The 11,735-nt window shown below is 49.3% G+C and carries 11 protein-coding genes and 1 tRNA gene; 1 reads left to right on the top strand and 11 read right to left on the bottom strand.

Translation table 11 applies throughout. The features are described from left to right. Positions 1-17: 17 nt before the first annotated feature. The 10 genes from CWB99_RS12625 to nhaR all read right to left on the bottom strand — a co-directional run bounded on the left by CWB99_RS12625 (position 18) and on the right by nhaR (position 11,030). Positions 18-3,248 (bottom strand): complex I subunit 5 family protein, encoded by a 3,231-nt coding sequence (locus CWB99_RS12625; RefSeq protein WP_138550615.1) that lies wholly within the window; start codon positions 3,246-3,248, stop codon positions 18-20. Continuing rightward, on the bottom strand, positions 3,245-4,759 hold the full coding sequence (locus CWB99_RS12630) for a complex I subunit 5 family protein (RefSeq protein ID WP_138550616.1): 1,515 nt from the start codon (positions 4,757-4,759) through the stop codon (positions 3,245-3,247). Before CWB99_RS12630 ends, CWB99_RS12625 begins: the two co-directional genes overlap by 4 nt. Then, entirely contained in the window at positions 4,759-5,046 is a 288-nt protein-coding gene (locus tag CWB99_RS12635; protein WP_138550617.1) for an NADH-quinone oxidoreductase subunit K, read from the bottom strand. The genes CWB99_RS12630 and CWB99_RS12635 overlap by 1 nt, the downstream gene beginning before the upstream one ends. After that, on the bottom strand, positions 5,043-5,804 hold the full coding sequence (locus tag CWB99_RS12640) for a Na(+)/H(+) antiporter subunit B (RefSeq protein WP_138550618.1): 762 nt from the start codon (positions 5,802-5,804) through the stop codon (positions 5,043-5,045). Before CWB99_RS12640 ends, CWB99_RS12635 begins: the two co-directional genes overlap by 4 nt. Before the next feature lie 33 nt (positions 5,805-5,837). Further along, a complete protein-coding gene (locus tag CWB99_RS12645; RefSeq protein WP_138546155.1) occupies positions 5,838-6,080 on the bottom strand; it encodes a DUF4040 domain-containing protein in 243 nt (80 codons plus the stop codon). Further along, complete coding sequence (locus CWB99_RS12650) at positions 6,067-6,411, bottom strand: monovalent cation/H(+) antiporter subunit G (protein WP_138550619.1); 345 nt, start codon at positions 6,409-6,411, stop codon at positions 6,067-6,069. Before CWB99_RS12650 ends, CWB99_RS12645 begins: the two co-directional genes overlap by 14 nt. Then, positions 6,408-6,665 carry a monovalent cation/H+ antiporter complex subunit F gene (locus tag CWB99_RS12655; protein ID WP_138546157.1) on the bottom strand — a complete coding sequence of 86 codons (258 nt, stop codon included), beginning with the start codon at positions 6,663-6,665 and terminating at the stop codon, positions 6,408-6,410. The genes CWB99_RS12650 and CWB99_RS12655 overlap by 4 nt, the downstream gene beginning before the upstream one ends. Beyond that, on the bottom strand, positions 6,662-7,222 hold the full coding sequence (locus CWB99_RS12660; protein ID WP_138550620.1) for a Na+/H+ antiporter subunit E: 561 nt from the start codon (positions 7,220-7,222) through the stop codon (positions 6,662-6,664). The genes CWB99_RS12655 and CWB99_RS12660 overlap by 4 nt, the downstream gene beginning before the upstream one ends. Further along, on the bottom strand, positions 7,219-9,981 hold the full coding sequence (locus CWB99_RS12665; RefSeq protein WP_138550621.1) for a cation-transporting P-type ATPase: 2,763 nt from the start codon (positions 9,979-9,981) through the stop codon (positions 7,219-7,221). The genes CWB99_RS12660 and CWB99_RS12665 overlap by 4 nt, the downstream gene beginning before the upstream one ends. A gap of 146 nt (positions 9,982-10,127) precedes the next feature. Then, positions 10,128-11,030: a transcriptional activator NhaR gene (nhaR, locus tag CWB99_RS12670; RefSeq protein WP_138550622.1), complete on the bottom strand. Its 903-nt coding sequence runs from the start codon at positions 11,028-11,030 to the stop codon at positions 10,128-10,130. Positions 11,031-11,200: 170 nt separating this feature from the next. Between nhaR and CWB99_RS12675 the strand changes: the two genes are divergently transcribed. Continuing rightward, positions 11,201-11,506 carry an HPF/RaiA family ribosome-associated protein gene (locus tag CWB99_RS12675; protein WP_138550623.1) on the top strand — a complete coding sequence of 102 codons (306 nt, stop codon included), beginning with the start codon at positions 11,201-11,203 and terminating at the stop codon, positions 11,504-11,506. Positions 11,507-11,566: 60 nt separating this feature from the next. Here CWB99_RS12675 and CWB99_RS12680 read toward each other — a convergent pair. Next, a tRNA-Ser gene (locus CWB99_RS12680) sits at positions 11,567-11,657 on the bottom strand. Between the last annotated feature and the right edge of the window lie 78 nt (positions 11,658-11,735).

Consider the following 11,735-nt stretch of genomic DNA (forward strand, 5'->3'; position numbering starts at 1 on the left):
ACTTTGGTCGTATAAGCTTATCTTGCTGCTATCATCGCCCATAGCAGCATGCACAAAAGCAATGCAAACAATACGCCCGGCGTCATCAATGAACGTACGGCCGCCATCGCGAGACCAACTACACGCGCCTGGCGATAAACCACACGCTGAGGCAACTGCCAAGAGGTATTCTCAATTTCATCTTTTAACAATTTTAATCCCTGCGAGAGGGTATCAGCACCAAGACGTACCAGGCTGCCTGCTTCCGAATAGGCAACATTGATATCTCCGGCCGGTAATGCTCCCATATTGTCAACAAATGCTCGTGTTATAAAATAAATCCCCAGACCGAGAAGTACAGGCCATGCACTGCTCCAAAAGCTTGTCACAGTCAGTTGAGTAGCCCATACGTCATTGGCTTGTGGTATCAAATAACTCAGCACTGTCACCAATACCAATAATGCGCCGTACGCACCTATCTGAAGTACATCAGGTTGGCCAGTCGCCGTTTTTGGTCGCTTTTGTGCAATCAACTGTAAAAATCGCATCATCAGCCAGGTGGTCCCTATTGCTGTCAGCGGTAGGACTGTTCCCATAAGCAAATCCCGCTCGACGACATCCTTTAGCGCGACCTTGGCAACCGCACCACTGGTTAGTGGTAACCCGGCCAGTGCGGCGGCGGGTAATGCAGCAGCCAGCCAGCAAACCCAGCGATATTTGTGCCATGTTAAAGTGCTATTCATGCCCGCAAAAAGAAACAGTGCAGCCTTGGCCAGGCCATGATGAACTGTATACAACACAATTGCAGGCAGCAATAAGGACCACAACTCGGGATATTTCAGCCCAACGCCAACAGCCGCAATCAAAATGCCCATCTGGCTCATAGTTGAGTATGCAAGTAAGGCTTTAGGATTATCCTGTGTAACCCCTACCAGAACACCAAAAAATGCAGCAAACAACCCGAGCACCACGAGCACAGAACCAAAAGTTGCAAAGGCCACCTCACCAAAAGGAATAAATTTAAGCCACCCCAGCAGCCCCGCTTTCACCATAACTCCGCTTAGCAGTGCACTGGCTGCAACAGGTGCCACCGGGTGGGCCATTGGCAGCCATACGTGCAAGCCAAACAAGCCTGCCTTTACCCCAAACCCGGCAAGTAAAAACCCGATTGCCCAGGCCGGATAAGTTTGCTCCAGATTTCCAGCTGAGGACGGATCAATTGATCCAAATGCCAGACCTGCGAGTCCTGTAAAGAGCAACAGCTCTCCCAGTACAGCCCATTGCATGTATGATTTGCCCGCCTGATGGGCTTCATCCGTATCAAAGTGCACAACCAGGCCGTACGAAGCCAGACTCATCAAGGTGAAGAAGCTGATAAAGCCTGAAATATCCTGGGCCAGCACAAGCCCAAAATTACCGCACATGGCTAGCAGGAAAAACAGGCAGAACCTAACTTTGCGCTCATCAGCTTTGACAAAATTAACGGCAAAAACCGCAGCCAGCAGCCACAGGCAAGCAGCAAGCAGAAAGAAAGTCGATGTCGTATCGTTTAGCGTCAGTACACTGCCAAAAAATAACCAAGGCGTGGTGTTAGTGCCTTGTCCAGAAATTGCATAGGCAAGCAACGCGATACCTGCCGATAAAGGTAAAAACCAGTGTGCTACCTCCTGCATTTGCTTGCGCACCAGCAATAGCGCACACAATAACGGTGCACCAAGCGCCAGCCATATTGCAGGAATTTGTTGCGAACTGGCTGCCAGTATTGATACAAACTCACTGCCATATTCTCGGGCTGCTATTAGCTTCACCCAATTCAGCGGGCTAAACTGGGCATCAGCAAACAAGCCTGCATTGAGCGCCAGTAGTGCAGTCACTACGGGTGGTAGCATGAGCATCCAATGCGTTTCTAGCCGCCCTCTGGGTTTTTCTTTTGGCCAGGCCCCCTGCTGTGGTTTAAACCAGGCTGCATATAGGATAGGTAGAAAGTAGATAGCATTGAGCAAGCTACTGATAATAAGTACCCCCAATACCCAATAAAAGCCTGCCTCGAGCGCACCGGTCCCCAGATACCATTTTGATATAAAACCCGCAGCCGGTGGGATCCCTATCATGCCCAGCACCGCCAGGCTAAACGCCAACATGGTTAACGGCATTCGTTTTCCGGCCCCATTCATCTGACTGACCTTAGTGACACCCAGAGTTTCTGCTATGCTACCGGCGCAGAAGAACATGGTGATTTTCATCAACCCCTGATGGACCAGGTGTGCAATGCCGCCGATTGTGGCGATTGGCCCGGCAATGGCAGTGCCCAGTGCAATGTAGGAAACCTGACTGACCGTTGAATAAGCCAGCCTGCGTTTAAGATCATCCTGGAACACGGCTCGGGTAGAGCCATAAACAATTGTCACAGAAGCCATCACGGCCAGAATGATGGTCAGCCCGAGCTCCTGAGCAAATTCAACCCCAAAGACGTCATAAACAACCCGTACTATGCCAAATGCCCCCGCTTTAACCACAGCAACCGCATGTAACAACGCACTCACAGGAGCAGGTGCAGCCATGGCAGAAGGTAGCCAGCCATGCAGAGGGATCAATGCAGCCTTTACCCCTAACCCTATAATTATGAGGGCAAAAATTACCTTCAGGTGTAATGGGTCTAGATGGGGCATGGACGCGAGGATCCCCGTCGCGGTGAAGTCCAATGACCCAGCCAGAGCTTTTAACCAAACAACACCGGCGAGCAAACTGGCGCCACCTAGCATGGTATAGATCAAATATTTACGTCCTGCCGCCAGCGAGGCTTTATTCCCCTTATGGACTACCAGAGGATAAGTTGTCAGCGTCAGTAACTCATAGAAAATCAAAAAGGTGATTAAGTTACCCGCCAGCGCGACGCCTATGGTTGCGAACACACACAGGCTAAAGAACCCGAAAAAGCGGCTACGATTAGGTGATTGTTCCAGATAGCCAATGGCATAAATCGTCGTTAATAGCCACAAAAAACCGGATAGCGCAACAAACAGCAAGGACAAAGCATCAGCATGAAGAACCAGATCCATATTGGGCAGCAAAGGCAAACGCGTTTCAAAAACCTGTCCCTGGTACACACCTGAGATCATCACTAAGATCAGGCCAACACAGCTGCCGGCCCCAAGAAAGTTCAGGGTTTTTCTGAGTATAGGCTTGTTGTCGCTGACAAAAAATATCGCAACCCCGGATACCAGTGCGCTCAGTAAAATCAATAAAGGCAGAGTACTTTGCCACATCATTCGCCGCCTCCTATCGCTATCAGGTCAATGATCAGGTCAGCATTGAAACCCAACGCCATAGTACACAGGGCCAACGCCAGGCCGCTGGCAGGCATAGCCACAGGCACCTTCTGCCAGCTATCAGGGGCAACGTGATCAGACGCCTGCTCCGGTTTAATAAATGCCAGGTCCAGCACTCTGAATATCGCCAGTGCTGCCAACAGTCCGCCGGTAAGAATGATCACAACCCACCACCACTGGTGAGTATCAATGGCAACATTGAGCAATAACCATTTGGCGATAAAGCCTGCGCTGGGTGGCAGACCGATTAAACTGCCTCCTGCTATCGCAAAAGTGAACAAGCTCAATGGCATATACTTTGCCATGCCCTGCAGCTTAGCAATGTCGTCATGACCAAGCGAATGTATGATGTTGCCGGCAGCAATAAACATCGCTGCCTTGGCACAGGCATGGGCGACAATAAAATAAGACACCGCGGCGAGCGCACTTTGCTGCTGGGCAGCCAGTTGTGATGCCGATGCTTCCTCAGTACTCATCAAAAGTGGAAACAGCAAAAACAGATAACCAATTTGCGCGACGGTCGAGTATGCCACCATCAGTTTGAGACGCTTTGCTCTGAGTGCCTGCACACACCCCCAAAGAATAGCTGCCCCTCCTAATATGCCCAATAGCATTAACGCTTCATTGGTAACGGCGGGTGCCAGGATCTCCATCCAAAATCGTACCAACAAATAAAACGACGCTTTGACAACCAAAGCGGACAAAATAGCACTAACTGGTGCCGGTGCACTGCCATGAGCATGAGGTAACCAAAAGTGCAATGGAACCAGGGCGGTTTTTAGCACCAAACCCACAGTGATTAGCGCCAATGCAGCCCAGCTTAATGGATTTGATTCAGCTTTGGCTGCAAGCTGTGCAAAGTCTAGAGTACCATAGACGTGATACAACAAAGCCACAGCTAGCAGATAGCAAAGAGACCCTAACAGACCGACTAATAAATAACGCAACGCTGCCGTCAGGCCCGCTTTATTGCCACTTAACGCGACCAGAGCAACCGCTGCCAATCCGATAATTTCGAGTGTCACATAGACATTGAAAATGTCAGCAGACAGAAATAGCGCATTGATCCCCGCCACCAACAACCACCACAGAGGCCAAAAGCGCACACGTGCAGGTGATGCTGCGAAATAGAAAGCAGAATAAAAGGTCAATACTGTGACCAAAAAAACGGTCAATGACAGCAGCAGAGCTGAGAACCCATCAAGGCTTAGCGCAATACCCAAAGGAGCCTCCCAGCCCGCAAGGACATACCTCAGCGGTGTCGTAAACTCAGTGCCTACAGAAGGCAAATTGACCAAGATGAGTCCAATTACGAGCACCAAGGCCAGTGCGCTAAGCAGCCCAATCAGCACTTGCGCATATTTGGTACTCAGCAATACCGAGAAAATAGCCCCAACCAGGGGGATCGCAATCAGCAGGGGTAGTAAAGAAGCAACGTCGATTACTGGCATTAAGCGTCTTCCTCAGGCTTTTCAAGTGCGTTGATCCGAACCACCAAAGACAAAGCCATTGCCGTACCTGCGACCGCGACCACGATCCCAGTTAATACCATAGCGTGTGGGACAAAATCTGGTGCAGCGCCGGATGAGGCATTAGCTATAAACACCATAAACACCCCCACACCACAAATATTGATGGCGAGTATCTTCTTAACGACATGGGCAATTGCCAAGACGCCAAACAGACCAATACCGAACAGTGCTATACCAAATACACCATACAACAAAGCTTGTGTCATAAGTGCTTCTCCTTCTCAACACGATTTGGCTGTGGGCCCAAAGGCTCAATCTGCAACGCACAAAATAGCAAAACCAAGACCGCCGCTATGGTTATTGTCGCCGCCACTTCTATTACCAGAATTAACGTGCCAGCCATAGCCACCGGATAGGCCAACGCAATGCCACTTGACAGGACGACACCTGCACCGACCAACAAAAACATGGCTAAGCCAACCACCAACAACAGGCGTGCGGCTAGTGCATTGAAGTTAAAACTATGATGACCGGCAAGTAGCAGCAAAATCCCTGCGCCTGCCAACAATGCACCTGCCTGAAACGCACCGCCAGGCAATGCCGCACCAGTCCAAAGTAAATACCCGGATGTAACCACTATCGCCGGTAACAACCACCGCAGGAAAGCTTCAAGTACCAAACTTCGCTCTATGGGTTCAGATACTTTAATAAATGGCAGCCTGGTGTCTTGTAAACTGAAGGGCATCACTGCCAGGGCAACAATCAACAGCACCGCAACTTCCAGCAAGGTATCATAACTGCGAAAGTTAAGTAGCACGGCCGTAACCGGGTTCTCTACACCACTTTGCTCCAGGTTAGAGGCAACCAGTGTCACTAGCGGTTGGTCTGTTGGCTGAAACTGGACCAGGGACATAGCCAGAAAAAAACAGGCTGCAACAACCACCATACCAACAATCAACAAGACGCAACCGGGCAAGTCTGCTTCTTGTTTTGCACTGTCACTTAACGTCATGTTATTAAACATAAGTTACCTCTTTTGTTATTATTTAACGCAGTTTTATTGGTTGAGCTGTCGACGTGTGGCGATAAGCAATGCGCCAGTCAAACCCGCTCCAATCGCCGCCTCTGCGATGGCAACATCCCACGCACCCAGCCTGACCCAGGCAAGCGTAACTAGCAGACCCATGCTGATAAACAGTAAAATCGCCTGAAATAGGTCTTTAGCTGTGAGACACAATATTGCGGTTACTAAGGCCCCAATTCCCAATAGTAGGTCGATAAATAATTCACCGCTTATCATGTATTTCCTCCTGAACCTCCAGTCTGCTTCGGTGCTCTACCGAGAGTTCATCTTGCTCCAAATCTGAGTGACTGGCCAATAAATAGCAAGAGACGGCTCCTGCCAGCATCACTGCGACCCAGATCAACAATAGTTGAATTGCATCTGCCACTTCTACAACCTGAGGTAACACCCCTAATACGACAAACCCTAAGCCCAGATTGTCGGCCTTGGTCAGCGCATGCAGCCGGGATAACTCATCTGGAAAACGCCACAGACCAACGCCCCCAGCAATGAAAAAGAACACGCCGAGCGTCACCATAACGACACTGTACCAATCCAAAAGCGTCATGATTTAGTGTCTCCCATTTTGACTAAAATGACCGTTGCGGTTGGAGCCAGCAGGGCCAATACCAGCGCTACGTTGAATAAAGCACTTTGTTGATATACGACTGCCAGCAGCGCCAAAATCGCAACGCCTATGGTGCCAAACAATTGCAGAGACAGTATTCGATTGAGCTTTGACGGACCCAGCCAGAGCCGCCACAGCCCGCCAAGCAGAACCAGCGTTAAAATTGTAATAACCAGGTTTAAATACTCACTCATAGTTGCTCCTTCAAAACCGGCACCACTTGCTTATCTATTTCTAAATCAAACAAATAGGCTATCTTTTGTTCACAGTCAATCACATCCCGATAATTGCTTTCATTTACTTCCAGCATGTGTACCAACAAGGAATCACCATTCAGTTGGGCACTCAACGTGCCTGGTAACAAGCTGATCAGGTGAATAAACCACAGCTGTGTATGGCCCGAAGGCAAACGTAGCGGATAGGAAACCGTCCCAGGCCGCATTTCAATGCGGTGAGCAAAAGCCAGCCGCGCTGTTTGTATTCCCCCTTTCAACGAGTTAAGCAAAAAATACGGCAGCAGGCGCAACAGACGACCATAATGCAGCTGCCCTGTTACAGAATGAACAGGCTCAGCTGCCGCGTTATGAAAAAGACGCATGCTCATCCAAACTGACACAGGTACAACGAAGATACCTATTGCCCAGGAGGACCAAACCCCTTTCGTGAGCAGCAGCCATAAAGCGCTGAATATCACTGCCCGAATAAGCAAGGTCCGTTTGTCTGAATTGTGAGAATGCGTCTTTTTATTCATATTGATTCACTCACTCTGTTGGTATTTGAATCTGAGGTTGGCTGTGGTTCTTTGTTGCGACTGCGCAGGTGCTTTTCAGCTCCAACAATCAGGGAGATCAACCAACCACAGGCGATAACTCGTAACCAGGCCTCAAGTGAGATAGGCGCACTCTGGAACCAGTCGTTCATCAAGGGCAGGTAAGTAAACAGCAACTGTAATGCCATCATCAGTGCGATGCCTATCCAGATCCAGCGGTTTGAAAACAAGCCAACCGAAAATACCGACCGATCCAACGAGCGACAGTTGAACAGGTAGAATGCTTCACCGACCACGAACATAGCGACTGCGACGGTTCTGGCTTGCGCTTCAGTCGCGCCCCACATTAATTCAAGCTCGTATAAACCGAAGGCCGTGATACATAATAAAGAGGACACCAACAAAATTCGCCACATTAAGATCCTGTCAATGATAGGTGCATCTGGGTCGTAGGGTGGACGGTCCATAATGCCCTTTTCTCTGGGCTCAAACGCCAGCATCAAACCGAGTAAAATGGCAGTGGTCATGTTGACCCATAGAATATGTACCGGCAATAGAGGCAATGACACGCCAAGTAACACCGCAAGCAAAATCACCAGGCCTTCACCACCGTTGGTTGGCAAGGTCCAGACAATAAACTTCTTCAGATTGTCAAAGACACCCCGACCTTCCTCAACAGCAGCCCGCACAGTGGCAAAGTTATCATCGGTCAGCATCATATCCGACGCATCTCTTGCCACTTCAGTGCCATTGAGTGCCATGGCAACACCAATGTCGGCCCGTCTGAGCGCGGGAGCATCATTAACACCATCCCCTGTCATGGCCACAACATGGCCTTCAGCCTGTAACGATTTCACCAGTTGAAGTTTATTTTCAGGACTGACCCGTGCAAACACATCATTATTACTGGCAATATCACTGAACTCATGCTCCGATAGGTCGCCGAGCTGATAGCCCGTAACGGTTTTTCCTGCGCTTTGCGGTTGAATAATTCCGAGCTGCTTGGCAATACTGGTGGCAGTCAACGCATGATCTCCGGTGATCATCTTGACCCGGATCCCGGCTCTGTGACAGGCAGCAACAGCTTCAATGGCCTCAGGACGAGGCGGATCTATCATTGCTTGTAGCCCCAGGAACACCAGCTCCTGAGCAACATCGTCATGGCTCAGGCTCGTTTGCTCCCGACTTGTCGCTTTGCTGGCAAAAGCCAGTACGCGCAAGCCTTTAGCAGCCAAGCGTTCGGCTTGCTGCTCTACCGCCCCCTGATCAAGAGGAATTGAGGCGCCCTGCTCATTAAGCATAAACCGACATTTAGGCAGAATACTCTCGATGGACCCCTTCATATGGATTATGCGCGTGTCGTCGACGTCATCCAGGGTGGCCATGTACTGGTATTCTGATTGAAACGGTATGCAATCAACTCGTTTGGCATTCAGGCTTTCTGAGGCCATGTTGGCTTTTCGTGCAGACACCAGCAATGCTGCCTCGGTCGGGTCACCACTGATACGCCACTGTGCATTTTCTGTATCCGGTGCCAAGAGTTGAGCATCGTTGCACAGCGCACCAGCTCTGAGTGTTGCATAAAGACCAGGCTGGGTGTTGGCCTCAACTGTGGCTGACTGTAACTCAGACTGCGGCATGTGAGTTTGGATCTCACCGGCAGGATCATAACCATTGCCAGATACCGCATAGAGCTGCCCGCCGCTGTAGATCTGCTCTACGGTCATCTCATTTTTGGTCAAAGTACCTGTCTTGTCGGAGCAGATAATGGTGGTACTTCCCAGCGTTTCAACCGCGGGGAGATTACGAATAACGGCTTTACGTTTAGCCATGCGGGAAACGCCAATGGCCAACATAATCGTGACTGCTGCAGGCAAACCTTCCGGAATAGCCCCCACAGCCAAAGCTACCGCCGCCATAAAGGAATCAAGTAGTGGTTGTCCGTGCAAATACCCTATCAGCAAAGTGATCGCAGCCAGACCGACAATCGCATATAACAAAACATGACTAAATTGCTTGATGCGTTTGGTCAACGGTGTATCCAGCGTTGGCGTCGTAGCGATCAGTTCAGAAATTTTACCTATCTCAGTGTTATCGCCTGTTTCAGTGACCACCCCAACGCCGGTGCCGTAAACCACCAGCGTCGACGAAAACGCCATATTCTGGCGGTCTCCCAGCAGCGCTTCTTTCGCCAGCACCTCCAGATTTTTCTCCACAGGTACGGATTCACCGGTCAGTGCCGACTCATCAACCTGTAAATCTCTGACCTTCACCAGGCGCATATCCGCGGTCACTTTATCACCGGCCTGCAGCAATACAATGTCGCCAGGCACCAGCTGTTGTGCAGCAATGGTCGTTTTTACCCCGTCACGGATCACGGTTGCGGTTGATTTGATACTGCCAGACAAGGCATTGATGGCATTGATCGCTTTGGATTCTTGTACAAAGCCAATGATGGCGTTGAGTAGCACCACAGCAAAAATGACGATGGCGTCGACCCATTCCTGGAGTGCCAGCGTCACCACCACTGCCGAGAGCAAGATGTAAACCAAAGGCTGATGGAACTGCAGGGCAAACCGTTTTATCGGCCCGTCTCCATCGTGTTTAGTGATGGCATTTGGTCCAAATTCTGCCTGTTGCCTGTCGACCTGTTGCGAAGATAAACCTCGCTCCGGGTCGGCCTCGAACTGCTTGAGTACTTCTTCTGAGTGTTGACTGTGCCAGTCTTTCAGATCTTGCATAAAACACCTCGGGAGCTAGTTGTATTAACCTCATATTAGGGTGCGGCAACAATATGTAAAACTCGAATTATTAAATTTAAAGCGTCGAAAAATACGAAGTTTAATTCTGGCACAAGGTTGATCTTTTGCCACTTTAATAACGTAGTTCATTTAAATAACGACGCTTTGGCTTCGTTGAATATGGCAACAATAGCCGGGTGGCGGATTTTTCGCTCTGCTGAAATCGCATAAAACTTTTGTTTTATGTTTGGCAACTCACCCACCGGGCGTACATGGAACGCGTCACACACATCTTGAGCAATGGTACTGGGCATAAAAAACAGCCCCAAACCAGACTGACCAAACGATTTCATTAACGCACTGTCGTCAAACTGCGCCACGATATTAGGGTGAATATTCTGATCGCTTAGCCAAAAATCAAACTCTTTGCGGATCTCATGTTGCTGTGTCGGCAGTAATAAAGGTGCATTATTAAGCGACATAGGGAAATTCTTGGCGTATTGTCTGGCAAGTGCAGGGGCCGCCAAAAAGGTAATACTACTTTCTCCCAGCAAATGGTTATACGCCTTAACGCTGAACGCCCCTGTAACAGGCACATCACTCAACACTAGGTCAACTTTATGAACCGCCAAATCTGCAAGCATACTGTCTACTGGCCCTTCCAGGCTGGTCAGGCGAATGTCCTGCTCAATATGCATGGCAGGCTCAATAATCTTATGGACTATGGTTTTGGGCAATACACTGGAGGCGCCGACAATAAACTCTGCCGGGCCCACAGCACTGTTGCCTTTTAAAACATCACTCAGCTCATTACCCAACTCAAAGATCTCATCAGCGTAACGCAATACGACTCTGCCGGTGTCGGTTAGTCGCAGTCCCCGCCCCTCTTTTTGCAAAAGCTCGTTCCCAACTCGTTCTTCGAGCAACGACAGCTGACCGCTGATGGTTTGCGGGGTAATGTTTAGTTTAGCACTGGCCTTGGCAATACTGCCCTCATGCGCAACAGCCCAGAAGTACTTTAAGTGTTTGTAGTTAATAACATCCTGCATAGTGCTTCCTCACAATAAACAACACTTCGAATAATCCGAACTGTAGTATATAGAACAAACGATTTCACTTAATTCTTTTCGATTGATACGCTTGATGAGGTAGCACGATCACATTACAGGCGACGTTTAAGCAGATAAACGAACTTTAAATCAATTAATGAGAGTAAATTATGTGGGTAGATGTGTTTTCATCCCATAGTGACGCGACAGAAGCCGAAAACAATCATGTAGATGCACAAATCAGGCTAATGCTTGGCCGCTATGCAGGGCAAATTGACAAAGTCGAAGTTTATCTTTTGATGGATGAAAACCAGTTAGACGACATTCAACAAGTTCATTGTACGATCCGAGTAGGGCTGAGAGGCTATCAGCAGGTTGAAGTGAATGAGGTGGCAGATAAGGCGTCTGATGCGATTAACGCCTGCGCTCACCGGGCTAAACGTTACGTAAAACGCGCACTGAGGCTATCAGGTTAGCAACCAGTGCAAGATGAAGTAAGTAAAAAGGCCGCGAGACTGAGACTTGCGGCCTTAATATGGCGGAGAGATAGGGATTTGAACCCTAGATACGCTATTAACGTATGCCGGTTTTCAAGACCGGTGCTTTCAACCACTCAGCCATCTCTCCAAATCAGATTGTATAAACTCGCCGGTGAACTTCACTTGGCAAATTATCGTAAAATTAGTGGCGGAGAGATAGGGATTT

Source organism: Pseudoalteromonas rubra (assembly GCF_005887095.1).
GTDB classification, from domain to species: Bacteria; Pseudomonadota; Gammaproteobacteria; order Enterobacterales; family Alteromonadaceae; genus Pseudoalteromonas; species Pseudoalteromonas rubra_E.